Here is a 24786-nt window from a genome sequence, read left to right as displayed (position 1 = left end):
TTTATTTTCTTTAAAGTAAATCTATTCCAACGGCTTTAGTGCAAGGTAATCACAAGAAAAAATAATGACAAACCTGAAGATAGCCTACCAGGGGGAACCTGGAGCGTACAGTGAAATTGCGGCCCTGCGGCTTGGTCAGCCCCTTCCCTGCAACTCGTTTGAAGAGGTGTTTTCCGCCGTCGAAAACCGGAGAGCAGACATGGCAGTCCTTCCGATGGAAAATTCTCTGGGAGGCAGCATTCACCAGAACTATGACCTCCTGCTCCAGCATCCGGTTGTCATCAAGGCAGAAACCTTTGTCAAGGTGGAACACTGTCTTCTGGGTCTCGAGGGTTCTTCGCCCGAAACAGCACAGCGCGTTCTCTCGCACCCCCAGGCCCTTGCCCAGTGCAGGAATTTCTTTGCCACCCACCCGAACCTTACCGCCGAAGCCGCCTACGACACCGCCGGCAGCGCCAAAATGATTGCATCGGAACAAGATCCCACAAAACTGGCAATAGCCTCACAGCGGGCAGGGGAGCTCTACGGGCTTGAAATCCTTCAGCGGAACCTCGCCGACGAAGAGTGGAACATCACCCGGTTCTTCTGCATCACCCATGCCCAGCATCCTGAATCCCTTGAACAAACTGCCGGGTATGACACCTCGCGCCAGAAAACCACAATCGTCTTCACCCTGCCAAATGAACAGGGATCTCTCTTCAAGGCGCTCGCCACAATGGCATTGCGCAACATCGACCTCACAAAAATTGAATCACGCCCTTTCCGCAAAAAGGCCTTCGAGTACCTTTTCCATGTCGACATCCTCGGCCATTGTGACGATCCGGCAATCAGCCACGCCCTCTCTCATCTCAGAGAGTTTGCCACTATGGTCAAAGTACTTGGCAGCTATGGGGTGGTGAATGCATGAACACACGCCAGTACGACTTTTTTCCTGAGGACAGCGTCAAGAACAGTACCGCACAACCGCCTGCGGGCACAAAGCCATCGCTCTTCCTCATTGACGGCATGGCGCTGCTCTACAGGGCACACTACGCTCTGCAGCGCTCAGGCATGCAGAACCGGAGCGGCCAGCCGACAGGCGCCCTCTTCGGCTTCCTCTCCACGCTCATCAAAATCTTCGAGACCTACCATCCCGGCTACCTCGCCGCCGCATTTGACAGCCGGGAAAAAACCTTCCGCCACGACCTTTACGATCAGTACAAGGCCAACCGGCAGGCCCCGCCTGAAGACATGCTTGCCCAGATTGAACCTCTCTTCAAGCTGCTTGAAGCTCTCGGAATACCTATCCTGAAAACCCCCGGCTACGAAGCAGATGATCTCATAGGGAGTGCTGCACGGCTGTTTGAAGACCAGTGCAACATCTTCATCGTCACCCCCGACAAAGATCTCGCCCAGCTTGTTCATGGAGGGGTATCGATGCTCCGCCCCACAAAAAACGACAGCGAACTGCAGCTGCTCACCCCGGAAGGAATTGCTGAACAGTTTGGCGTTCCGCCCGCTCAGTTCACCCAGTTCCTCACCCTCACCGGTGACACTTCCGACAACATTCCCGGAGCCAAAGGGATTGGCCCGAAAACCGCAGCAACGCTTCTCGGACGATTCGGCTCTCTGGAAAATGTCTACGAAAAGCTTGAAGAAATTGCCCCCAAAACCCGAGCCAGCCTTGAAGAGTTCCGTTCCCGCCTTCCTCTCATTACCGACCTGGTAACCATCCGTACTGATCTTGAGCTCCCCGTCACCCTGCAGGAGCTTGCCTGCACCACGCCAGAGAGCAATGCGATCCTCGCTCTGCTCAAAGAGCTTGAACTGAAAACCATTGCGCGACGCCTGCCCGATGCGTTCCCCGGATTTGCCACAGCAGGAAATGCTCTGACGGAAGGCACTGAAGCGCCCGAAAATAAGGAAACTGACGCCCTTGGCGACCCCCGTGAAGGATCTGACTATAGAATGATTTCCACCGAAGAAGGGGTCAGCAGCCTTGTCGCAGAACTGATGAAAGCAACACTTGTGGCCGTTGACACTGAAACAACTTCACTCAAGACCTGCGAAGCCGAACTTGCCGGCATCTCGCTCAGTGCCACTCCCGCCACTGCCAGCTTCATCTCCTTTGCCCGTACAGGCCTCAGCCGTGAAAAGACAATCGAACTGCTCCGCCCGCTTCTGGAAAACCCCGCCATAGCCAAAACGGGACAGAACCTCAAGTACGACCTTCTGGTCCTCAAAAACTATGGTCTGGAACTCAGCCCCATCAGTTTCGACACCATGCTGGCAAGCTATCTCCTCAACCCGGAAACGACGCACAACCTCGACGACCTTGCCGCCCGCCACCTCAAGCTGCGCACCACCAAATACGACGAGCTGACAGGGACAGGGAAAACGAAACTTCACATTGACGATGTCGAGCCCCGAAAACTCACCGACTACGCATGCCAGGATGCCGACATAGCACTCCGCCTTACCGCCATCCTGCAAAAAGAGCTGGCTGAGGAGCCAAACCTCCGCCACATAGGCGAAACTCTTGAGTTCCCGCTGATCAGCGTTCTTGGCGCCATGGAATCACAAGGAATCAGTATTGATACCCGCCACCTTGCCGCCACATCCGAAAGCGTCGGAACGCAGCTGCTGCAGTTGAAGGAAACCATCCACAGTGCAGCCGGAGAAAGTTTCAACATTGACTCACCAAAACAGCTCTCCCGGATCCTCTTCGAGGTGCTCGGCCTCCCCACAAAGAAAACCACCAAAACCGGCTTCTCAACCAATGTTGAAGTGCTTGAAGAGCTCGCCCCTCTTCATCCCGTTGTCGGAAACCTGCTTGAATACAGGAGTCTGCAGAAAATCAAGACCACCTATATTGATGCCCTGCCGAAAATGCTCAACCCCCGGACAGGACGCGTGCACACATCTTTCAACCAGCACATCACCGCCACAGGCAGACTCTCTTCGTCCAACCCGAACCTGCAGAACATCCCCATCCGCACCCCGCTCGGAAGGGAAATCCGTAAAGCCTTCATCCCCACCGACCCCCGAAACCTTCTGCTTTCGGCTGACTATTCCCAGATTGAGCTGCGCATCGCCGCAGAAATCTCCGGTGATGGCAAACTCATTGAGGCGTTCCGCAATCGCGAAGACATCCATAGCGCCACGGCGCGGGTCATCTTCGACACCCCCGACATCACTCCCGACATGCGTCGCAAGGCAAAAGAGGTCAACTTCGGGGTTCTCTATGGCATCCAGCCCTTTGGCCTCTCCAAAAGGCTCAACATACCCCGAAGCGAAGCCGCAGACATCATCAGCACCTATACGGCTAAATACCCGGGCCTCTTTGAAGCCCTCGACACAATCAAAACAACCGGCAGAGAGAAAGGCTTTGTCACCACCCTTCTCGGCAGACGCCGCTACCTCCCCAACCTCTCAAGCAGAAACGGAAATCTGCAGAAAGCTGCCGAGCGGGCGGCCATGAACACCCCCATCCAGGGCACCGCAGCCGACATCATCAAATGCGCAATGATCCTCTGCAGCAAAAGGATGAAGGAACATGACATGCAGTCATCAATGCTCCTGCAGGTCCATGATGAGCTGGTCTTTGAAACAACGCCCGAGGAGCAGGAAAACCTCAGCGCCTTGGTTGAAGAGGCCATGATTGAAGCTGCCGGCGTGTGCGGAATGAAAACCGTCCCGGTTGAAGTGGACTGCGGAACCGGAAAAAACTGGCTCGAAGCGCACTGAAGAACTATTCACGAGCTTATCAAAAAAAAATTTTTATATTCAAAAAATTATAGCCTGAACTCCCGCAGAAAAGCGCTAATTCACTGACTGTATGGCATTGAGAATACCACAGGCCCAAAGAAGTGCGGGAATACGGCGCGCCATCAAGCCGATCGGCTTCATACTCTTTTTCCTGCTTTTCTTTACAGCCTTGCCCATGCAGCTCAGAGCTGCCGAACCCCCCGTCACGAACATGGCACCGGGAACGGAGCAGACAATAGAGCAGCTGATCATGCAGATTGAAGAGGGGGACAGCAGAAAAGCAGCACCGGCTGAAGGGCTCAAAAACTCACAGCAGAGTCCTTTCCTGGCATGCGTACCCAACATCAGACCTGTCAGCGGGCCCGTCACCAGCTCATTCGGTGCCAGAACACACCCCATTTACAAGGTGCGGATGTTTCATACAGGAGTTGATTTTTCGGCCCCAAAAGGCTCACATGTCGAAGCAACCGGAGACGGCACGGTAGCATGGTCCGGCTATGACAGGGGATACGGCCAGAAAGTTGTCATCAACCACGGCTACGGATTCACTACCCTGTATGCTCATCTATCGAAATCACTTGTCCGGATGGGCCAACGCGTTCGACGAGGGGAGATCATCGGCCTTGTCGGCAGCACGGGAATATCCACCGGCCCCCACCTGCACTATGAGGTCATGCGCCGTCAACAGAGGGTTGATCCGGCAGCATACTTCTTTGATGCAGCCCATCCTGAAAAATTCATATCCAACCAAAGCCCTGCAGAAGAAGACAACGGAAGCAACTCGTAATATGAACAAAACAAAAAACTGAATATGTACTGGAATCTCGACCTTGCCCGATACATAGCAGACGCGCCATGGCCGGTAACAAAAGACGAACTGATCAACTATGTCAACAGAACGGGAGCACCGCAGCAGGTTGTTGAAAACCTTGAGGATCTGCCCGACAGCGACGACATGTATGAAAGCCTTGATGAAATCTGGCCAGACTACCCGACCGATGAAGACTTCGGATACAGTGATGAAGAGCTCCAGAACTGAAATGCACCCTCACTCCGGATTTTTTTTTTGACCCGCCACCGCTCAATTCACACCATGAGGGTCGGCGTGGGACTGCTGCTTCTTTTTCTCTTCGTACTGCCGGCACATGCAGCTGAACAAGAACCCGCCGAACCCTATGTCGGGAAAGTGCTCTTCACCGGCAACCGCGCAGTCAGCGACGAGGAGCTGAGCCAGGTCATCATGACCACAAGAGAGCGGTCGTTTCTCGGCCTCGGCCTCTTCGGCAAACAGCGAAAACCCTTCAGCGGGGAAGAGTTCACAAAAGACCTGCTTCTTCTCAAAAAGCTCTATACCTACAAAGGATACTTCTTTGCCGACATTGACACCCTCCTTCAAAGAAAAAAAGGAGGTCAACGGATCGATATTGACTTCCGGATAACGGAAAACCAGCCAACCACAATAGACTCCCTTGCCTATCAAGGGCTTGGCACCATCGCGCCTGAACTCAGAAAGCGGTTCTTTTGGGAACAGAAACTGCACAAGGGCGACATCTTCTCCGTTGAAGGGCTCATTGACGAACGGGACCGCGCTCTGGCATTCTTCAGGGAGGAAGGCTTCGCCTTTTTCAATGAAGACAGTCTCAAAATCACGGTTGACACCACCGGCACCCGCGCCGGCATTACATATATGCTCAGCCTCCCCCGGCAGCTTCATTATGGCACCGTGACAGCAGTTGTCCATAACCCGCTGAAACGACGCTCCTCCGGCCCCCCTGTAACAACCTTCCAGGACAGCACCCGCATCACCATTCCTGAACGGGTAAACATTTCACCCGTACTCATCAGCTCGGCCATCAGCTTCCGGCCCGGAGAACTCACCCGTCGGAGCCGCGAAGAGCGCACACTCCAGAACCTCGGCACTACAAACATCTTTTCATCCATCTATATCAAAGAGGATTCCGTCAAAGCAGACAAACTCTACAGCACCGTCCATCTCGAACCCGCCCCGAAACATCAGCTGGAACCCAAACTTCTGGTTGACAACCGCTACGGCTCTCTCTTTATCGGAGGCGCCCTCAGCTACGAAAACCGGAACCTCTTCGGAGGAGCCGAACAACTGCGGACTACAGCAGAATACGGAAGCCAGACCGGCAGCAGCAACAACCTCCTTGACAACCTCACCTCCGACCAGTACGACAAAGTGACCCCCTATGAACTCAGGCTCAAAAACACGCTGCTCCTTCCCGTCCTGAGAAACCCGGGCAACTTCTACAGCGTCACGGCCGAATATGCAAAAACAGAGCTGCCGGTCCTCCTCTCAAACCGCTACGCCCTTCTCAGAGCGAGCTACAGCGCAAAAAAAGGGCCCTCGTCACAACTCAATTTTGACTTCTTTGATATAGAATTGGTCGAAAAAGACTCCCTCAGAGGCTTCAAACAACTCTTCACAACAGATTTGGCAGAGAACATAGGCATCGATCCGACCGACACCGATGACCTCAACGCCGGGCTTGACAGCCTGCTCGACACCCATATCAACCAGACCTTCAGGCTTCGGTTCAACACATCAAACCGCCAACGGGTCCCGGCCCGCGGAACCGTCCGCACTGTCGACATCCTCCTTGAACACGCTGGTGCCCTGCCCTGGCTGATCGATGAATACATTGACACCTCCGGGAAAGAGGGGTTCACCGACAATGACCCGCAGATCTTCGGCACAACCTACTCGCAGTATGTCAAGGCCGATACACGCATCACCCTCATCCGCCAGCTCTCTGCAAAAGAGCAGCTTGCCGGCAAACTGGATGTTGGATGGATGGCGCCCTGGGGCAAAGCCGAAGCAACCCCGGAAGAGCGACGATTCTATGCCGGAGGGTCCAACAGCATGCGGGGCTGGCTTTTCAACACGCTCGGTCCCGGCAGCAGCGAAAGCGACGCCGCGTCAAACTTCGGAGCTGACATCAAGCTTGAAATGGCTCTGGAATACCGTCTCAAATTCTTCCGTCTGTTCGGACAGGAGTCCGGCGTCACCTTCTTTACCGACATTGGAAACATCTGGAACCGCAACGGCGCCTACGCCCTCAGCTTCAACTCCCTCACACGCGACTTCGCCTGGGACTACGGACTCGGACTCAGGATAGGCTCGCCCATCGGTCCTTTCCGGTTTGACTTCGCATGGAAACTCCACGATCCGGTACTCGATAATCCATGGGTCATATCGAGCGGAGGTCCGGGAAATGTCACCTTCAACTTTGGAATCGGCGAAGCTTTTTAACCACACAAAACCCTCGACAGCCATGCCAGAACAGTCAACTCTCATTGCCCCCTCCATCCTCTCCGCCGATCTCACCCGTCTGGGTCAATCCCTTAAAATAGCGGAAGATGCAGGTGCTGACTGGATCCACTGCGACATCATGGACGGCAATTTCGTCCCCAACATCACCTTCGGCCCCATTGTCGTTGACGCCATAGCAAAAAACACCCCGCTTGTCATCGACACGCACCTGATGATTGCCGACCCCGACCGATACATAGAAGCGTTCGTCAAAGCCGGGTCTCATCAGATAACCGTCCATCAGGAAACCTGCCCGCACCTGCACCGCACAATCCAGTTCATCAAGAGCCTCGGAGCCAAAGCAGGCGTATCGCTCAACCCGGCAACTCCCATATCCACGCTTGAATCCATCCTCCCCGACCTGGATCTTGTTCTCATCATGTCAGTCAACCCCGGATTCGGAGGACAGAAATTCATCCCCTCCTCCGTAGAAAAAATCCGTCTTCTTCATAAGATGCGCACACTGCGTAACCCCGATATGGTCATTGCCGTTGATGGAGGAATCACCGAAGAGAACGCGCAGGAAGTTGTCTCGGCAGGAGCCGATGCGCTGATAGCCGGAACCGCGTTTTTCAGGGCAGCAGACCCGAAAGCAGCTGCCGCAAAAATCAAAAGTGCATCCCGATAGGAAAATAAAGGAAGGAACTGGCCGGAGCCTCAGGCGTTCGGCCAGGAAAGGGAACGAAGTTCACTGCTGACCTGAAGACCCTCACCGATGAGCACGGCATCAAACCCCGCATCTCTGACAAGAGCAATGTCATCTGCGGTTTTCAGCCCGCTTTCCGAAACAGCAATGACACCGGAAGGGAAATAAGGACGAAGTGAGGCCGAGGTGGCAGGATCAACCGAAAAATCTTTCAGGTTCCGGTTGTTCACTCCGACCACCTCCGCTCCTGATTCAATGGCCAAAGCAAGCTCATGCCGGTCATGAACCTCCACAAGCACATCAAGCCCGATCTCTCCGGCCATCTGCAGATAATCGTGAAGCTCGGAGGGTTCAAGCGCCGCCACAATAAGAAGAATGGCATCGGCGCCCATGGTGCGAGACTCGAAAATCTGCAGCTCATCAATAATGAAATCCTTGCGCAGGACCGGAAGGGAAACCGCAGCGGCAACCTGCTGCAGATACCCGGCTGAACCCTGGAAAAAATGCCTGTCAGTCAGCACGGAAAGAGCAGAAGCCCCCAAAGCCTCATAGGCAAGCGCAATGCGGACAGGATCAAAATCCTCAACGATGACCCCTCTTGAGGGGGAGGCTTTCTTGACTTCGGCTATGAGACGAATGGAGCCCCCCTCACCCTGAAGGGCGCGGGCAAATCCCCTACAGGAAGGGAGGGATGAGGCAACATCACGATACCTTGCAGACGGATTCTGTCGCTTCAACGCCTCCACCTCCCTGCGCTTCTCCTCAAGAATGGCGGAAAGATATTTCATAGTCTCCTTCTCACTCCGCCAAGGCAAGCTCGCGCAGCCCGTCCTCACACACAACAATCTGACGGATATTGTCAAGAAACCAGCGGTCGATGGCAGTTGCCTGAAAAATTTCATCAACCGTTGCCCCCGCCTGGAAGGCATAGCGGATATAAAACATTCTATCTGCCTTGGGAACCTTGATTTTCTCCAGAATATCCTCCTTGGCAAACCGTTTCTGCTCCGGGGTCATATCAACAACATTCATAAGATCCTTTCCATCAGCACCCAGCCCCGCACGGCCAATTTCAAGACCGCGAAGCGATTTCTGCAGCGCCTCACGAAAGTTCCGTCCAAACGCCATCACCTCACCAACAGACTTCATCTGGACACCAAGGCGGGCGTCGACATTCTTGAACTTCTCAAAATCCCAACGGGGAACCTTCACCACGCAATAATCAATGGCCGGCTCAAAACTCGCAGGTGTTGACTTGGTGATGTCATTGAGAATTTCGTCAAGGGTATAGCCCACAGCAAGTTTGGCCGCCACCTTGGCAATCGGGAAGCCTGTCGCCTTAGAAGCCAGCGCTGAACTGCGCGACACCCTCGGATTCATTTCAATAATAACAATCCGTCCATTCTCCGGATTGATGGCAAACTGGATGTTGCTTCCGCCGGTCTCAACACCGATTTCACGGATAATGCGAACGGAGGCATCCCGAAGCTCCTGATACTGACGGTCACTGAGGGTCTGTGCCGGAGCAACCGTTATGCTGTCTCCCGTATGCACACCCATCGGATCCACATTCTCAATACTGCAGACAATAATCACATTGTCAGCAAGATCACGGATAACCTCAAGCTCATACTCCTTCCAGCCAAACAGGCACTCCTCAACCAGCACTTCGCCAATCGGGCTCTCTGAAAGGCCATGACGCACCGCATCATAATATTCCGCCTTGGTCTCGGCAAACCCTCCACCCGTCCCACCAAGCGTAAACGAAGGGCGGATAATGATTGGCAGACCGATCTCCTCAAGGGCTTCCCGGGCCTCTTTTTCATTCCGGACAAAAAATCCTTTCGCCATCTCAAGGCCAAGCTTCTTCATGGCATCGCTGAACAATTCACGGTTTTCAGCCTTACGGATGGCACGGAGTTTGGCTCCAATCAGCTCAACCCCGTTGCGCTCCAGAATACCCGACTCGGCAAGACTCACAGCCGTATTCAGGGCCGTCTGGCCTCCCATTGTCGGAAGAAGCGCATCAGGCTTCTCCTTCTCAATTATTTTCTGCACATACTCCGGAGTAATCGGCTCGATATAGGTGGCGTCAGCCAGATCAATATCGGTCATGATTGTCGCCGGATTGCTGTTCACCAGAATGACCCGGTAACCGTCCTCCTTGAGAGCCCGGCAGGCCTGAGTACCCGAATAATCGAATTCGCACGCCTGACCGATCACAATCGGACCGGCACCGATCACTAAAATGGACTTGATGTCTTCCCGCTTTGGCACTGGTATCTGGGTCTTAGGTCTTAGGTAAGTTTCAATGGCTCATAATGTACAAAATTTCCAGCTATTCCACGACGCGTATCGGCTCCTGATGAAACCCGCCAGACTCCCGGCGAAGCCACGCAGTCACCTCGCTCGGACGGCCGTTCACCATGGAAATGATGAGCATGGTATGGCCCGGTCGGGCAAAATCCACATCATGGAGCGAAGGTACCGCAGGAGAGTGGATGTGGGAGTGATATGAGCCGACGATGGCGTAACCCAAAGCCGAAGCCTCGCGGTCTATGTCGTCATACTCCTGTCGGGAAATCTCGAACCCGCTTTCACGGCCATGATACAGGCAGTTCCGGCAGGGGGCAACCTCGTGAACCATGTGTTCAATCTCTCCCCTCCGGCCTGCCTGCTGTACTCCTGCGAACAACCCGCAGCACTCATACGGCAGTTCACGGAAAGCCTGTTCCTGAATGATTTCAAATGCTCTGCGGGGTATTTTCATTCTTGTACTGCACAATCAGATTACTGAAGTCTCAACCCTTTTCCCTTCGTTTATCTTTGAAGGCTCAAAGCGCCCTTGCCCCTATATCCCTGCGGAAAACCGCCCCATCAAAATGGACAGCAGCAACAGCCCTGTAGGCTGACTGAAGGCTTTCGCGTAAAGTCGGGCCAACAGCCGTCACCGAAAACACTCTGCCCCCGGCCGTCAGAAGCCTTTCCCCCTCAAGCGCCGTACCGGCATGGAACAGCGAGCACTCCTTCATCGCCTTCAGCGAATCGTCAATGGCAACGGCAATACCTGTAGGGTAACTACCGGGGTAGCCTTCCGAAGCCATCACCACCGTGGACGCTGAGCCGGAGCGCATTGCAAAAGGAACATCCCGAAGCCCGCCCTCCACACTGGCAAGAAGCGCCGCAGCAAAATCGCTCTCAAGAAGAGGAAGCACCACCTGTGTTTCCGGATCGCCGAGGCGCACATTGTACTCCACAACCGACGGTTCCCCCCCATCTATCATCAAACCCACATAGAGAAACCCCGTAAAAGGGCAGCCCTCACTTCGCATCCCCTCAAGCGTGGGAACAACAACCCGTTCCTCAACTTTTTTCATCACCTCCGCCGTAACCACAGGAGCAGGAGCATACGCGCCCATACCTCCCGTATTCTTTCCGGTATCACCCTCACCTATGCGTTTATGGTCCTGAGCGGGAAGAAAGAGCCGGTACTCGATACCGTCAGTCAAGACGAAAACACTCGCCTCCTCTCCTTTCAGAAAATCCTCTATCACCACCTCATCGGCAGCATCACCAAACACCCGTTCATCAAACATCTCACCAATGGCACGGTGGGCACTTTGAGGGTCAGGCGCAATAATGACACCCTTGCCTCCGCAGAGGCCGCTCGCCTTCAAAACCTGCGGCCAACCCGAAGCCGGAAGTGAATCAAGATAAGCCATCGCACTCCCCCGATCGCTGAACACATTGTAGGCTGCGGTAGGAATATTGTGGCGCTTCATAAAATCCTTTGAAAACACCTTGCTGCTCTCAAGCCGGGCTGCATCACGCCGTGGTCCGACAATTTTCATTCCGGCACTCCGGAAACTGTCCACAATCCCAGCCTCAAGAGGCTGTTCAGGACCCACAACAGTCAACCCTATACCTTCATTCCGGGCAAAATCAAGCAGCGCATCCACCGCCGCAGCCTTCACATCAACATTGCGAACCTTGCCCCCCATCATGGCGGTTCCCCCGTTACCAGGGGCAACAAACAGGGCCGAAACAAGATCACTTCCGGCAAGAGAGTGAGCCATGGCATGCTCCCTCCCCCCGCTTCCTATAATCAATACCTTCATTCACTCTCCCTTTCCCCCTGTGGTTTATAGACAGGGGTTTATTACATTACTCTCATCTCAACCTGAACGGCAACAAAGGTATATAAAGCAGAGCGTGTAAATAAAACAATTAAAAAATTTCACAGCCCCGCCCCCTGAACCCCGGGGTGCGTTGTATCATACCATCATGGCCATATCGCCGATACTCTCCCGCCACATTCTTCCCGGCGCCCTCAGCCTCCTCTACCGGAGCCTGAGAATACAGGTGTCGCCTTCCGGCTTCAAACTTCCCGACAACGAAAAAGGCTGCATTGTCGCCTTCTGGCACGGCCGCATGGCAGTTGGCTGGCTACTCGCCCGTTCACTCGCCAAAGGGCGAACGATTGCGGCCATAGCAAGTCTCTCTGAAGACGGCAGCATACTTTCCGACGCCCTCACAACACTAGGATTCAAGCTTATCCGCGGCTCAAGCTCCACAGGGGGGGCAGAGGTCCGCAGTGCCATGCAGACGGAACTGGAGAAGGGCACCATAGTATGCATCACCCCCGACGGCCCCCGCGGACCCTTCGAACGAATGAAATACGGAACCGTGCGCATAGCCTCCGAAGGGAAGCTTCCCATCATCTTCGCTGAAATAGACATGCCAGCCAGCCGCCAGCTGAAAAGCTGGGACAGGTTCCTCATTCCCCTTCCCTTCAGCAAAGTTCAGGTTACCCTTCACACCATTCTCCCTCCCCCATTCAGCTCCGAAGAAACGCTTCGGGCATTCTCCGAAGAGCTCTCAGACCGGTTCGCCCATGCATAAGCGCCCCCTCTCCATACTGCTCAGGCCGCTGGGACTCCTCTATGGGCTGATTGCCGAAATCCGTAACACCCTGTTCGAAACCGCCCTCCTCACCCCATGGCGCCCCCCCTGCCCTGTTGTCTCCATCGGCAACATCACGGCCGGAGGAACAGGAAAGACCCCGATGGTTGACTGGACAACGAAATATTTTCTCTCACTCGGCTGCAGAGTTGCCATCATCTCGCGGGGCTACGGCAGACTCACGAAAGGAGTGCAGATGGTATCTGACGGGCGCCATCTTCTTTTAAGCGCAAGAGAAGCTGGAGATGAAACGGCAATGCTGGCAGCAAACAACCCCGAAGCCATTGTCGTTGCCGCTGAAAAAAGAAAAGAGGGCGCCCGTTTCATTCAGAAAACCTTTGAGAATTTTCCGCCCGATGTCATTATCCTCGACGACGCTTTCCAGCACCGCCAGATGGCACGCGACCTCGACATCGTCATCGTCAGCGCCAGCGAACCTTTTTTCAAGGCACGGATGCTGCCCGAAGGACGGCTGCGCGAACCGCTCCGGAACCTTGCACGGGCTGACATCATCCTTCTGGGAAAAATCACCGACCCCGACGAAGCCGATGCAATAGAGCATGCACTCACAGCAACCGGTCGGCCAGTCTTCAGAACACGGGTACATACGCTCGGCCTCGAGCCCGTAACTGACCGCTCTGAAGAGTCCGCCAACACCGGCGTTCAGCTTCAGGCGCTTGCCTTTGCAGGCATTGCCGCACCCGAAGAGTTCCTTGCCAGCCTCCGCAGAACAGGAACGGATGTCCGGGCCCACAGATTCTTCCGCGACCACCAGCCCTACACCACCGAAACAGTTCGTTCACTCATCAGGGAGGCAAAAGAGAAAGGGCTATCGCTCGTCACAACCGAAAAAGACTGGTTCCGCCTGTTGGGCGACCCCCAACTGAAGGAGCTGATGGAACATGCTGGATGCAGCTACCTGAAAATAGAAACCAGGCTTCCTGAGGGAGAAGAAAAGCTCCGTATGGCACTCAGAGATCTTGTGGGGAGATAGAAACTTCAAAAAAGAGGGCTCACTGCTCCTTGAGAATGGCTGACACAGCCTTGAAGCGTTCACTTCCAGCCTCTCGAAGAAGCTCGAAAAGAGCCATTTCAGTACTGGTAAGCAATGCTCCCGCCCGCTCCATGCAGCCTATACCCAACTGCCTGTTCCCTTCAGTGCGCGATGAAACCGCGTCGGTGAGAATATGGACATTGTAGCCGAAATCAAGCAGCTCGATGGCGGTCTGATAGACACAGACATGGGTCTCCATGCCGGCGATGAGAATGTCGTTCCGACCGTAGGAGCGGAGAGATGCCATGAAATCATCGTCGCCGCAGCAGCTGAATGAAAGCTTTTCAAGCGGGAGAGCACCGGGAAGCAGCTCCATGATCGGCTCCACAGTGCTTCCGAGCCCTTTGGGGTACTGCTCGGTCACCATAACCGGAACTTCAAGCACAGCGCAGCCCCGAACCATACGCGAAACCGCTGCAATGAGGGAGTCGCTTCCAGCAACGCTTGCCGCAAGCCGTCCCTGGACATCAATGACGAGAAGCAACGACTCTTCAGGTTGAATCATGGGAGGAATTGTCTAATAAAAACAATGGTTGGAAATACAGCGCAGAGATAACTTCTGACTGCAAATATCATACCTTTCTGTAACTTTAAAGATACAAAATCACACGAAATTCATGCAAAACAAAACTGCTGCACCTCATTACCAGCCACCCGGCAAACGGGGAGAATACCTTGTCGCAATCCAGTTCCTCCTGATTTTCAGCTTCATCGCCCTTCCTGTCATGCCTGCGGTCCCGGACTCACTCGCCAGCTTCATTCCCGAACCCCTGCGCTGGACTGTCCTGATTCTCTTCTCCATAGCAGCAATGATCTTCGGCTCACTCGGCTCCCGCCATTTGAAAGAGGTACTCACACCCCTTCCCTATCCGGTTGAGCACAGCCGCCTCATCACCACAGGCATCTACAGCCTTGTGCGTCACCCGCTTTACAGCAGCCAGCTCTTGCTGGCCACCGGATGGAGCATCTTCAGCCTGAGCCTCTCGCACATGCTCCTCACCATTCTGGCCCTCGCCTTCTTCAGCTTCAAAGCCTCCCGCGAAGAACGGTGGCTCACCCTGCGCCATCCTGAATACAGCGACTACCGGAAACAAGTGAAAAAATTCATTCCCTGGATATACTGAAACAGGACGGAAAACCCACAACCTCAAACCATCACCATAGCAATGAAAAAAACAGGTGTCATTCTCTCAGGCTGCGGATTCCTTGACGGATCGGAAATCCATGAAGCTGTCCTCACCCTGCTTGCCCTCGACCGCGCCGGCATTGAAGCCGTCATGCTCGCCCCCGACATACCGCAGACCCATACAGTCAACCACCGCACCGGCGAAGTGGAGGAAGGCCAGATGCGCAATGTACTCGACGAATCAGCCCGCATCGCACGGGGAGCCGTCACCGACCTTGCGCTTATTGACACCCTTGAGCTCGACGCCCTGATTCTTCCGGGAGGATACGGAGCCGCCAAAAACCTCAGCGACTACGCCTTCAAAGGAGCCGAATGCAGCCTCAATCCAGATGTCGCCCACGCAATACGATCGTTCCATACTGCAGAAAAACCCATCGGATTCATCTGCATTGCCCCCGCTCTGGCCGCACAAGTCCTTGGAGCAGAACACCCCCCGCTCACCATCGGCAACGACCCCTCAACAGCAGAAGATCTTGAGAAAATGGGAGCCCGGCATGTCGACTGCCCGGTATGGAATGCAATCGTCTGGAACGAAGGGAAAGTGGTCAGCACACCCGCCTACATGCTGGGCCCCTCCATCGCCGAAGTGGCAAAAGGCATTGACCGGCTGGTTGAAGAACTTGCCAGGCTACTCTGAACGGCGGTTTTTATAAAACGGGACGCCCGCCTCTCGGGGAGCGGCCGAATGGCCCATGAAACCAGCCAGGACAAGCAGCGTCACCACATAGGGAATTATCTGCAGCAGCTGCGAAGGAATCCAGCCGCCCTGGGTCCATATCTCCAGAGACTCGGCAGCGGCAAAAAACAGGCTCGCAAGTGCCGCCCCCAAAGGGTTCCACCGCCCGATAATCATTGCCGCCAAAGCAATATACCCCCTGCCGGCCGTCATATTGTCGGTGAAGGTATGCTGCTGGAACACAAGAAACGCACCGCCAAGAGCGCCGAGAAGGCCTGAAACAAGCACCCCCGAATACCGCATGCCCTGCACATTGATGCCGGCACTGTCCGCCGTTGCAGCGTCCTCACCTGTCGCACGCAGCCTAAGGCCATAAGGAGTATGGTAGAGAATCCAGTATCCGGCGGCAACGGAAACGAGAGCAGCAAGGAAGAGCGGGTCAAGAAAAAGAGAGGCCGCTCTCAAGCCGGGAATGCGAGGAGAATTGATGGAACTGCCATAGAGCAGCACCAGACCGAACCGTGTCGCACCCATCACAAGAATATTGACGGCAATACCCGCAACAATCTGGTCGGCCTTCAGGGTAACGGTAATGAATGCAAACAGAAGAGCGACCAGAAGACCGAGCAGAAGAGCGCCTGCCATGCCCCCCAACACCGAACCGGAAACATGCTGCCCCGCAGCCGCACCGAACGCGCCAGCCAGCATCAGTCCCTCAAGCGCAAGGTTCACCACCCCGCCGCGCTCCGAAAAAACCGCCCCGACGGAGGTCAGCACATAGGGAACTGAAATACGCAGAATCTGCAAAAAAACAACCCCGAGCGTCGCGCCCGTCAGCCCATACTGCAGTTCATCCATAAGAGCTTTTTATCATTTTTTTCAAAATAGGCATTTTCTTCCCTTCACCATACAATGATTTCATCTTGCATACTGACAGGAATTAGCGTTATTATCCTTTTCACCCCTTGAAGCAACAGACGATAACAGACCGAATGGAATTCAGCCACATCACCATACAAGGTGCACGGGTACACAACCTCCGCAACATTTCACTCAAAATCCCGCGCAACAGGTTTGTTGTCATTACCGGGCTCAGCGGCTCAGGAAAATCCAGCCTCGCCTTCGACACCATATACGCCGAAGGCCAGAGGCGCTTCATGGAGACCCTCTCCCCCTATGCACGCCAGTACATCGGCAACATCGAACGCCCCGATGTCGACTTCATTGAAGGGCTCTCGCCCGTCATCGCCATCGACCAGAAAAGCACCAGCCGCTCACCCCGTTCCACCGTCGGCACCATCACTGAAATTCACGACTTCGTCAGGCTGCTCTTCGCAAAAGCCGGCCGACGGTACGACCCCGTAACCGGCCAGATGCTCCAGAAACAGAGCGAAGAGAGCATTGTCGACTCCATCATGGCATTGGAGGAAGGCACCAAAATACAGATTCTCTCTCCCCTCGTTACCGGAAGAAAAGGCCACTACCGCGAACTCTTTGAACGGCTCATGCTCAAAGGGTGGCTGCGCGTCCGCATTGACGGCAAGTACCGCGAGCTTGAAAAAAACATGCAGCTCGAGCGCTACAAAACCCACACCATAGACCTTGTTGTCGACCGTCTGGCCCTCGCCCCCGATCTTCGGGAACGCATTACCAAAGCAGTCGCTCTTGCCATAGCAAACTCCGAACATCGCTCAACACTCTCCTGCGACCCGCTCGATCCGGAAATGAAAGAGATGGTCTTCAGCACCCGCTACGCCTACTCCGACGGCTCCGTCCCCGTCGACACCCTGGCACCAAACCACTTCAGCTTCAACTCCCCCTTCGGTGCATGCCCCGAATGCAACGGCATTGGCGAACTCATGCAGCTCTCGGCGCAACTGATACTCCCCGATCCCACTCGCTCCCTGAACGAAGGCGGGCTCGACCCACTCGGCAAACCCGGAAAAAGAAACATCTGGCAGATCATACGGGCAATCGCCCGCGAATACAGCTTCAACCTCGACACCCCAATTGCCGACATTCCCGACGAAGCAATTGAGATTCTGCTACACGGATCGGGAAGCAGAGCCTTTGATGTCACCTACAGCAACTCCGGACTCGACACATCCTACCCGCAGAAATTTCCCGGAGCCATTCCCTATGTTGAAGAGATCAGCAGCAACGCCTCCACCCCGAAAATCCGAGAATGGGCAGAAAGCTACATGGTCCGCATGCCATGCCCCGAGTGCGGCGGAGCAAGACTTCGCCGTGAAAGCCTGCTCGTAAAAATCAACGGCCTCAACATAGCAGAAACCGAATCCCTTCCCCTTCAGGAATGCCTCGACTTCTTCAGCACACTTGAAGGAGGACTGAGCGCAAAAGAAAAGCTGGTTGCAGAGCCTGTCCTGCACGAAATCACAAAACGGCTCCGGTTCCTGCTCAATGTAGGCCTTGACTACCTCACCCTTGACCGCGGCTCACAAACCCTCTCAGGAGGGGAAGCCCAGCGGATACGGCTCGCATCACAGCTCGGATCACAACTCAGCGGTGTTCTCTATGTTCTCGACGAGCCCAGCATAGGACTTCACCAGCGCGACAACCACAAACTCATTGCCTCCCTTCTCCGCCTGCGCGACCTTGGCAACACAGTACTCGTCGTTGAGCACGACCGCGACACCATGCTCCAGGCCGACGAAATCATCGACATGGGGCCCGGAGCTGGAGAGTATGGCGGAAAAATCGTCACTCAGGGCACAGCCGATGCCCTCGACCCCCGCTCACTCACCGCCGGCTACCTCAGCGGTTCACTGAAGGTCGCATGTGCAGCAGAGCCCGAGCAGAAAAAAGCCCCGGAGCACTCTCTCAACCTCACAGGCTGCACCGGCAACAACCTCAAAGAGGTCGATCTCCGCATCCCCCTCGGCTCCCTCGTCAGCATCACAGGTGTCAGCGGCTCAGGCAAATCGACCCTCATCAACGAAACCCTCTACCCTATACTCGCCCGCCACTTCTACCGATCCAAACTCTTCACCTACCCCTACAAAGCAATTGAAGGGCTTGAACACATCGATAAAGTCGTTGGCGTAGACCAGTCCCCCATAGGACGCACCCCCCGCTCCAACCCCGCCACCTATACCGGAGTCTTCACCTTCATCCGCGACTTCTTCAGCCGCCTGCCCGAAGCCCAGATACGCGGATACAAAGCCGGCCGGTTCAGCTTCAATGTCAAAGGAGGCCGATGCGAAGCATGCCAGGGGGCAGGCACCCGAAAAATAGAGATGAACTTTCTCCCCGATGTCTATGTCCAATGCGAAAACTGCAAAGGGGAACGCTACAACCGCGAAACGCTGCTCGTCAAATACCACGGGAAATCCATTGCCGATGTTCTCGACATGACCATCACCGAAGCCGCCGACTTCTTCACCGACTTCCCCCGCATCCGCCGCATCCTCGCCACCATGCAGAGCGTCGGACTCGGCTACCTCAAGCTCGGCCAGCCCTCCCCCCTCCTCTCCGGCGGCGAAGCCCAGCGCATAAAACTCTCAGCCGAACTCGCCAAAATCCAGACAGGCAAAACCCTCTACATCCTTGACGAACCCACAACAGGCCTCCACTTCCAGGACATCCAGCACCTCCTCGAAGTCCTCCGCCGCCTCGTCGACAAAGGCAACACCGTCATCATCATTGAACACAACCTCGACATCATCGGCAACAGCGACTGGATCATCGACCTCGGCCCCGAAGGCGGCCACGGCGGCGGCCACATAGTAGCCGAAGGCACCCCCCTCACCCTCACCAACTCCCACACAGCAAAAGAACTCAAAACCTGGCTCGCCATCTAAAAAAAAACCGTAAAAGTTGGGGACACTCATGACTGAGTGTACTTATCCGACAAAAGGTCGCACTCGCAAGGATACTCAAAACCCTTACAGCGGCAGCAGAAAATCAGGAATGATGCTGACCTCAATGCCCTGCATGATGCTGTCAAAAAAGATGACCATCCTGTCTTCACGGCCCTGTTTGACCACAATCCCTTCAAGATCCTTGAAGGGACCGGCAAGCACCCGAACCTTCCGGCCGGCAGGCATGGTTGAGACAGTCTGGTGCAATGCATCAGGCTCCCTGACGAGAGTACGGAGCCATTCAATATCGCGCTCGCTGATGACAGAGGGGTTCCGGCCAATGCCGATGAACTTCACAACCCCTTCAGTTTCAAGCACTTTTATATGCTCGTGCTTCATATCGATATTCACGAATACATAACCGCGAAACAACGGCTCGTATACCTTTTTCTTCCGGTCGCTCCACTGCCGCATGGTTTCAAGAAGCGGAAGAAAACTGGTCAACTCCTTTTCCTCCAGCCACTGATGAACCTTTTTTTCGTAACGGGAACGGACATAGACCGCATACCAATGCGGATTCAACTCTTCAATCATAGACAAGGATCCTAACGGACAAAAATTTTAAGGCGGCCCTCCTCGGGAGCCCGTAAACTCCCCTCAATTCCGACGCCTCACTGCGTAAAACATTGGCCACAAGGGCAAGGAATGTAATCACTGCCAAACCAAATACCCTTCCCGGGATCAAAAATAATAGCAAAAATCACAAAAAACAGTCGAATTCTCACAAAAGAAGCACACGATACCACGCAATTCCCATCATCTCCCGCAACGCCGTGAATGACAGCTGCAAAGCCTCGGGATCCGGGATGAACGAGAGAATGGTAGTGCGGGCTGAAGGCTGGACCCGGTAATCCACCCGGAAGGGCACCACAGTGAACCCGGCAGAACGGAACAGCCGAAGCGACCGGGTCATGTGAAATGCACTGGTGACAAGGATAATGCGTTTGTTCGGCCCAAGAAGCCTTGCGGCAGCACGGGCCTCTTCTGCCGTATTGCCGGCAATACCAGTTACCCTTACCCCATCCGCCGGCACCCCGAGCAGAACGGCACGGCGTCGGAGCAGCTCCCCCTCCGGCTCGAAATTCTCCCGCCACGGCAGCCGGCCCCCGGTGAAAACCAGGAGCGGCGCCCGGCCGGCCCTAAACAGGTCAACACCTGCCTCGAACCGATCGGCGGCATCACCCCATTCGCCAGACGGTGCCCCGGGAATTTGCAATGTCATTCCGCCAAGCACCACAATAGCCTCCGCTGGAGCAATTGATGAAACCGCGACCCGCCGGCCGGGACCCTCAAGGACGCGCATCAGACCATCTCCGGCAACAGGAATCGACATGAGCCAGAGCAGTCCGATTCCCATCCATACGAGCCATCGGCGATGAAGCACCATGCCAGCGGCTACCAGCAGAATCGAGAGCCCTGGCGGAAGCAGCAGCAGCGGCAGAATCTTATACAGCATCAGCATTGCGCCACATCCCTCCCCTCTTCAGCCGGATGATCAAGCAGCCAACGGTCAATGAGCCCGAGAAACTGCCTGCCGTATCGCTCAAGCTTCACCTCGCCAACACCCGAGACCGAAAGCATCTCCGCTCCACTTCGGGGACAGAGAGAAGACATCAGGCGAAGCGTCCTGTCGGTAAAGACCTGATAGGGGGCTATTCCCTGCTCATCGGCAAGAACCTTGCGAAGCGAGCGCAACTGCTCAAAAAGAAGGGGGTCTCCCTTCTGGTCATCCCCCTCGGCAGCAGTCCTGGCCGCCGATTTTGCCACCACCTCCAGTGCCATGGAAACCGTTGTTTCACCGCGCAGCACCCCGACAGCCTTTTCACACAGCATCAGCACAGGATAAAGTCCTTCAGCCTTGGCAATCACATTCTGTGCAAGCAGTTCATCAATGAGCTGCCGCCAGAACTTTTTATCTTTCCCCTTGCCGACCCCGTAAGTTTTAATGCGGTCATGGCCACACTCTTTGACTTTCCTGTTTTTGCTTCCAACCACCACATCAACAATATGCGCAGCTCCGAACCTCTCATCGGTGCGTGCAATTGCCGACAGCAGGATCTGCGCTTCAACCGTGCAGTCAACGCTCCTGAAATGGCCAAGACAGACATCGCACGAACCACAGTTCTCCTTGCTGTACTGCTCCCCGAAATAGTTCAGCAAAGCTTTGCGCCGACATACCCCCGACGAGGCAAAAGATGCCACCTTCCGGAGTGCCTCAAGCGCACGGGCTTTTTCCCCTTCGTCTTCCATGGTGTCAATGAAAAAACGCAGTTTTGCCTGATCACCCTGCGAAAACAGCAGGGTACAGTGCGCTGGCTCGCCGTCACGACCGGCCCTGCCTGTCTCCTGATAATAATTCTCAATACTTTTGGGCATGTCGGCATGAATGACAAACCGGATGTTCGACTTGTCGATACCCATACCGAACGCTATGGTTGCAACAATAACATCAACCTCATCACGGATGAAGGCGTTCTGGTTCCGCTCCCGCTCTTCATCACCCAGACCCGCATGATAAGCAAGAGCCCGAAACCCCTTGGCCTGAAGCATGGCGGCAGTATCATTGACACTTTTACGGCTGGTACGGTAGATGATGCCCGCCTTGCCGGAATGGGCCCGAAGCAGTGAAACAATCTGTGCATCCACGCCATCCTTGAAAAGGACCGAATAGGTAAGGTTCGGGCGGTCAAACGAAGCCCTGACCGTAAAGGGCTCACGAAGAGCCAGCCGCCGGAGAGTATCGAGCTGCACCCGCTGGGTGGCGGTAGCGGTAAAGCCCGCCACGGGAACATCCCGGAACATGGTGACCAGAGAAGAGAGCTGGAGGTAATCAGGCCTGAAATCATGCCCCCATTCAGAGATGCAGTGCGCCTCGTCAATGACCGCCATGCTGACGGGCACCTTCCCGATCAGCTTCCGGAAAGAATCGAGGGCAAAGCGTTCGGGGGCCACATAGAGGAGGTCAAGTGAACCTGACTCCAGCTCATCAAGAACCTTGCGGCGATCAGCCAGAGAGAGAGAACTGTTCAGATACGCTGCACGAATGCCGTTTGCTCTCGCCCCGTCTACCTGATCTTTCATGAGCGCAATCAAGGGACTGATAACCATGCAGGTACCCGGAAGCAGAACCGCCGGGAGCTGATAGCAGAGTGACTTGCCGCCACCCGTCGGCATTACGGCAAAAACATCTCTCCCATCAAGAAGGGCCCGGACAACTTCCCGCTGATTCGGCCGGAACCCCTTGAACCCGAATACCTTCTGCAGTGCATCATGCATCGCCTCCTCAGAAACCGGAACCCTCATACCTTCTGGAAATAATTTCATGACACCGGAACTCTCCGGCAAAGAAAGTATATACAGAGAACCGCCCCCGAATGCAACGCCTTCATGTCACTGCACCGCCGGCCGCCGGCCCCGGAGCCCCCCCCGAAAGCAGCCCCGCCATTTGAACAGCGGAACCAAGCAGCTCCCTATCGGCAAGAAACGGAAGGAACCGGAGGGCTTTCTCGAAAGGTTTATCGCGATTGTTCCTGAGCCACTCACTCTGATAGAGCACTGCCATCAAACGGTCCATTGACAGAGAAAAAGCGAAACGAACCACCCCCTCAAGCCTCAGCCCGGATCCATTAAAAGAAGAGCTGCCTCCGTGAAGCTCATCCGTATGCAACGGCGTCATGCAAAGCTCGCGACGCCCCCCACCTTCTCCAAGCCTGAAATCAATCGCCCGGCCACCGCTGAGCAGGAGGCGAAAAGCCACTGGCCGTAATGGTTTCCGGGAGGGATCTGCGCGCCACTCTCTCTTGACGGAACCACCCTCCCGGGCGCCAAACTCCAGCAATGCTCCGCCAACAGCCTCTTCAACATCACTGATAGAGAGACTTCTGTTGACACGCAGAAGAAGACAGACATGCAGGAGTTCCGATATGCAGCTGACAATGACACCCATCGTTCCTCTCCTCTTGAGAAGCGGCATCAGTCGACTGAAAGCAATGTCGCAATAGGCCATCATCCCGACAAGCTCACGGCAATCCATTCCTCCCGCAGAAACCACAGGACTGAAATTGTTGTAAAGGTCCCAGTCATAGGAATGGATCCTCTTCTCTGCCTCGTATTCGCCGAACACCCCGGTACCCGGATAGGGCGTCATCACCATGAACAGCGCCTGACCGAGTCCGAGGGAGCGGGCATAGGCCGGATAGGCAAAGCTGTCGGCAGCAGTTTCGTTCAAGCACCCGAGAATGAAATATCCTTCGGTACCGATGCCATGCTTCCTGCATAGAGCAACGGCCTTCTCAACATCATCCGGGGCATTGTTCTTGTTCATCAGCCGCAGCGTCTCCGGGTTCGGGCTCTCAATACCAATCCCCACTTTATCGAGCCCCACAGCCTTCAGTTTCGGCAGAATCCTTGAAGCCCGGACCAGATCCGCCGCCCGAGTTTCCGTCATAATCCGAAAATTCGTCAACCCCCTCTCAATCATGAGATCACAGATTCTCTCCGCCCGCCTGATGCTGGTCAGAAAGTTTGCATCCCATATCTTCAGCAGCTTTTTCATCTTCGGATCGTGCAGCAGCGCAATCTCCTCCACAACATTTTCCGCAGTTCTCGGTCGCCATTTACCATGCATCTGTCCGTTCGCACAGAACGAGCACGACCAGGGACATCCACGGGAAGTGTAGATGGTGTCAATGAAATACCGGTTTCCCTTTTCACCATACCGATTCGGCCGGAGGCTCCTGAGCGGAAAAGCAATGGTATCGATATCGGGGATGACCGGCCTGAGTTCGTTGCAAACCACAGTACCCTTCTCCCGAAAAGCTAAACCCCGGACACTGCGTGAAGGGCCATAGAGCACCAGTTCCCGGAACGACTCCTCCCCCTCTCCCCTCACCACCGCGTCAATATCGCCCTCCTGCAGCACCTCCAGCGGCAGCGCCGTGGGATGGAAGCCGCCGACAACCACAAACGCACCTGCCTCGCGGGCAATGCGCGCCAGCTTAAGAGCCTGACTCCAGGCTCCGGTCATTGAAGAAATTGCCACAAGATCACAAGGGTGCTGCTTCAGGAGAGTGCGGAGGCTCTTGAAAATACCGTCATTGTAATAGTTCTCCGGCATGACGATGCTCTCCACATCCCGCTCTACGGCAGCAGCAAGATAGCAGACGCCGATGCAGTCTGAAATGTATCGGGGGAAGGGCGTAATGACCGCCTGCGGTGCCTCAAGAAGGCACAGATGCTTGAAATAAGCCATAAAGACTCAGGAGCTATAGCGTACGAAAAAACCAGCAAGAAAGACTGTC

At 55.0% G+C, this 24786-nt stretch carries 21 protein-coding genes; 11 read left to right on the top strand and 10 right to left on the bottom strand.

Annotated features, from left to right (window positions below):
* The first annotated feature begins 64 nt into the window (after window positions 1-64).
* From pheA to rpe, 6 genes are all read left to right on the top strand, one after another.
* Window positions 65-907 carry a prephenate dehydratase gene (gene pheA, locus EKD02_RS03440; protein WP_126342036.1) on the top strand — a complete coding sequence of 281 codons (843 nt, stop codon included), beginning with the start codon at window positions 65-67 and terminating at the stop codon, window positions 905-907.
* Complete coding sequence (polA, locus tag EKD02_RS03435; RefSeq protein ID WP_126383809.1) at window positions 904-3726, top strand: DNA polymerase I; 2823 nt, start codon at window positions 904-906, stop codon at window positions 3724-3726. Before pheA ends, polA begins: the two co-directional genes overlap by 4 nt.
* A gap of 91 nt (window positions 3727-3817) precedes the next feature.
* Window positions 3818-4534: a M23 family metallopeptidase gene (locus EKD02_RS03430; protein WP_126383806.1), complete on the top strand. Its 717-nt coding sequence runs from the start codon at window positions 3818-3820 to the stop codon at window positions 4532-4534.
* Window positions 4535-4558: 24 nt separating this feature from the next.
* Window positions 4559-4786, top strand: coding sequence for a DUF2795 domain-containing protein (locus tag EKD02_RS03425; RefSeq protein WP_011890670.1), 228 nt, complete (start codon window positions 4559-4561; stop codon window positions 4784-4786).
* Between the two features lie 54 nt (window positions 4787-4840).
* Window positions 4841-7021: a BamA/TamA family outer membrane protein gene (locus EKD02_RS03420; RefSeq protein WP_126383804.1), complete on the top strand. Its 2181-nt coding sequence runs from the start codon at window positions 4841-4843 to the stop codon at window positions 7019-7021.
* A gap of 22 nt (window positions 7022-7043) precedes the next feature.
* Window positions 7044-7709 carry a ribulose-phosphate 3-epimerase gene (rpe, locus tag EKD02_RS03415; RefSeq protein WP_126342032.1) on the top strand — a complete coding sequence of 222 codons (666 nt, stop codon included), beginning with the start codon at window positions 7044-7046 and terminating at the stop codon, window positions 7707-7709.
* Window positions 7710-7738: 29 nt separating this feature from the next.
* Here rpe and trpC read toward each other — a convergent pair whose 3' ends face one another.
* From trpC to purD, 4 genes are all read right to left on the bottom strand, one after another.
* Window positions 7739-8515 (bottom strand): indole-3-glycerol phosphate synthase TrpC, encoded by a 777-nt coding sequence (gene trpC / locus EKD02_RS03410; protein WP_126342029.1) that lies wholly within the window; start codon window positions 8513-8515, stop codon window positions 7739-7741.
* A 10-nt stretch (window positions 8516-8525) separates the two neighbouring features.
* Complete coding sequence (gene carB, locus EKD02_RS03405; protein WP_126383802.1) at window positions 8526-10004, bottom strand: carbamoyl-phosphate synthase large subunit; 1479 nt, start codon at window positions 10002-10004, stop codon at window positions 8526-8528.
* A gap of 61 nt (window positions 10005-10065) precedes the next feature.
* Entirely contained in the window at window positions 10066-10497 is a 432-nt protein-coding gene (locus EKD02_RS03400) for a M67 family metallopeptidase (protein ID WP_126383800.1), read from the bottom strand.
* 64 nt (window positions 10498-10561) lie between these two features.
* The gene (gene purD / locus EKD02_RS03395; RefSeq protein ID WP_126383799.1) at window positions 10562-11845 is read right to left on the bottom strand and encodes a phosphoribosylamine--glycine ligase; all 1284 of its coding nucleotides are present in this window, start codon (window positions 11843-11845) and stop codon (window positions 10562-10564) included.
* A gap of 166 nt (window positions 11846-12011) precedes the next feature.
* On the opposite strand from purD, the gene EKD02_RS03390 reads away from it, so the two are divergent.
* Window positions 12012-12629 (top strand): DUF374 domain-containing protein, encoded by a 618-nt coding sequence (locus tag EKD02_RS03390; protein ID WP_126342023.1) that lies wholly within the window; start codon window positions 12012-12014, stop codon window positions 12627-12629.
* Window positions 12622-13683, top strand: coding sequence for a tetraacyldisaccharide 4'-kinase (gene lpxK, locus EKD02_RS03385; protein WP_126383797.1), 1062 nt, complete (start codon window positions 12622-12624; stop codon window positions 13681-13683). Before EKD02_RS03390 ends, lpxK begins: the two co-directional genes overlap by 8 nt.
* A gap of 19 nt (window positions 13684-13702) precedes the next feature.
* Here lpxK and EKD02_RS03380 read toward each other — a convergent pair whose 3' ends face one another.
* Window positions 13703-14248, bottom strand: coding sequence for a hydrolase (locus EKD02_RS03380; protein WP_126342019.1), 546 nt, complete (start codon window positions 14246-14248; stop codon window positions 13703-13705).
* Window positions 14249-14360: 112 nt separating this feature from the next.
* Between EKD02_RS03380 and EKD02_RS03375 the strand changes: the two genes are divergently transcribed.
* Entirely contained in the window at window positions 14361-14867 is a 507-nt protein-coding gene (locus EKD02_RS03375) for a methyltransferase family protein (protein WP_126342017.1), read from the top strand.
* Between the two features lie 42 nt (window positions 14868-14909).
* Window positions 14910-15566: an isoprenoid biosynthesis glyoxalase ElbB gene (gene elbB / locus EKD02_RS03370; RefSeq protein WP_126342015.1), complete on the top strand. Its 657-nt coding sequence runs from the start codon at window positions 14910-14912 to the stop codon at window positions 15564-15566.
* Here the strand turns inward: elbB and EKD02_RS03365 are convergent.
* Complete coding sequence (locus EKD02_RS03365; RefSeq protein WP_126342013.1) at window positions 15558-16463, bottom strand: ABC transporter permease; 906 nt, start codon at window positions 16461-16463, stop codon at window positions 15558-15560. The two genes, elbB and EKD02_RS03365, sit on opposite strands and share 9 nt — an antisense overlap.
* Window positions 16464-16597: 134 nt before the next feature.
* Between EKD02_RS03365 and uvrA the strand changes: the two genes are divergently transcribed.
* A complete protein-coding gene (gene uvrA / locus EKD02_RS03360) occupies window positions 16598-19426 on the top strand; it encodes an excinuclease ABC subunit UvrA (RefSeq protein ID WP_126342011.1) in 2829 nt (942 codons plus the stop codon).
* A gap of 84 nt (window positions 19427-19510) precedes the next feature.
* Here uvrA and EKD02_RS03355 read toward each other — a convergent pair whose 3' ends face one another.
* The 4 genes from EKD02_RS03355 to EKD02_RS03340 form a co-directional block, all read right to left on the bottom strand.
* The gene (locus tag EKD02_RS03355) at window positions 19511-20020 is read right to left on the bottom strand and encodes a UpxY family transcription antiterminator (protein WP_126342009.1); all 510 of its coding nucleotides are present in this window, start codon (window positions 20018-20020) and stop codon (window positions 19511-19513) included.
* A gap of 187 nt (window positions 20021-20207) precedes the next feature.
* Window positions 20208-20942 carry a YdcF family protein gene (locus tag EKD02_RS03350; RefSeq protein ID WP_318656939.1) on the bottom strand — a complete coding sequence of 245 codons (735 nt, stop codon included), beginning with the start codon at window positions 20940-20942 and terminating at the stop codon, window positions 20208-20210.
* A complete protein-coding gene (gene recQ / locus EKD02_RS03345; RefSeq protein ID WP_244924390.1) occupies window positions 20942-22789 on the bottom strand; it encodes a DNA helicase RecQ in 1848 nt (615 codons plus the stop codon). The genes EKD02_RS03350 and recQ overlap by 1 nt, the downstream gene beginning before the upstream one ends.
* A gap of 82 nt (window positions 22790-22871) precedes the next feature.
* Window positions 22872-24737, bottom strand: coding sequence for a B12-binding domain-containing radical SAM protein (locus tag EKD02_RS03340; RefSeq protein WP_126383793.1), 1866 nt, complete (start codon window positions 24735-24737; stop codon window positions 22872-22874).
* Window positions 24738-24786 lie beyond the last annotated feature (49 nt).

Source organism: Chlorobium phaeovibrioides, from assembly GCF_003968655.1.
Classification (GTDB): domain Bacteria; phylum Bacteroidota; class Chlorobiia; order Chlorobiales; family Chlorobiaceae; genus Chlorobium; species Chlorobium phaeovibrioides.
The sequence above is the reverse complement of the archived record's forward strand: the minus strand, read 5'-3'. Positions and strand labels throughout refer to the sequence as shown.

Bases quoted from the DNA above. Each gene is read 5' to 3' on its own strand.
- pheA (WP_126342036.1), top strand. From the start codon at position 65: ATGACAAACCTGAAGATAGCCTACCAGGGGGAACCTGGAGCGTACAGT.
- polA (WP_126383809.1), top strand. From the start codon at position 904: ATGAACACACGCCAGTACGACTTTTTTCCTGAGGACAGCGTCAAGAAC.
- EKD02_RS03430 (WP_126383806.1), top strand. From the start codon at position 3,818: ATGGCATTGAGAATACCACAGGCCCAAAGAAGTGCGGGAATACGGCGC.
- EKD02_RS03425 (WP_011890670.1), top strand. From the start codon at position 4,559: ATGTACTGGAATCTCGACCTTGCCCGATACATAGCAGACGCGCCATGG.
- EKD02_RS03420 (WP_126383804.1), top strand. From the start codon at position 4,841: ATGAGGGTCGGCGTGGGACTGCTGCTTCTTTTTCTCTTCGTACTGCCG.
- rpe (WP_126342032.1), top strand. From the start codon at position 7,044: ATGCCAGAACAGTCAACTCTCATTGCCCCCTCCATCCTCTCCGCCGAT.
- trpC (WP_126342029.1), bottom strand. From the start codon at position 8,515: ATGAAATATCTTTCCGCCATTCTTGAGGAGAAGCGCAGGGAGGTGGAG.
- EKD02_RS03400 (WP_126383800.1), bottom strand. From the start codon at position 10,497: ATGAAAATACCCCGCAGAGCATTTGAAATCATTCAGGAACAGGCTTTC.
- purD (WP_126383799.1), bottom strand. From the start codon at position 11,845: ATGAAGGTATTGATTATAGGAAGCGGGGGGAGGGAGCATGCCATGGCT.
- EKD02_RS03390 (WP_126342023.1), top strand. From the start codon at position 12,012: ATGGCCATATCGCCGATACTCTCCCGCCACATTCTTCCCGGCGCCCTC.
- lpxK (WP_126383797.1), top strand. From the start codon at position 12,622: ATGCATAAGCGCCCCCTCTCCATACTGCTCAGGCCGCTGGGACTCCTC.
- EKD02_RS03380 (WP_126342019.1), bottom strand. From the start codon at position 14,248: ATGATTCAACCTGAAGAGTCGTTGCTTCTCGTCATTGATGTCCAGGGA.
- EKD02_RS03375 (WP_126342017.1), top strand. From the start codon at position 14,361: ATGCAAAACAAAACTGCTGCACCTCATTACCAGCCACCCGGCAAACGG.
- elbB (WP_126342015.1), top strand. From the start codon at position 14,910: ATGAAAAAAACAGGTGTCATTCTCTCAGGCTGCGGATTCCTTGACGGA.
- EKD02_RS03365 (WP_126342013.1), bottom strand. From the start codon at position 16,463: ATGGATGAACTGCAGTATGGGCTGACGGGCGCGACGCTCGGGGTTGTT.
- uvrA (WP_126342011.1), top strand. From the start codon at position 16,598: ATGGAATTCAGCCACATCACCATACAAGGTGCACGGGTACACAACCTC.
- EKD02_RS03355 (WP_126342009.1), bottom strand. From the start codon at position 20,020: ATGATTGAAGAGTTGAATCCGCATTGGTATGCGGTCTATGTCCGTTCC.
- EKD02_RS03350 (WP_318656939.1), bottom strand. From the start codon at position 20,942: ATGCTGTATAAGATTCTGCCGCTGCTGCTGCTTCCGCCAGGGCTCTCG.
- recQ (WP_244924390.1), bottom strand. From the start codon at position 22,789: ATGAGGGTTCCGGTTTCTGAGGAGGCGATGCATGATGCACTGCAGAAG.
- EKD02_RS03340 (WP_126383793.1), bottom strand. From the start codon at position 24,737: ATGGCTTATTTCAAGCATCTGTGCCTTCTTGAGGCACCGCAGGCGGTC.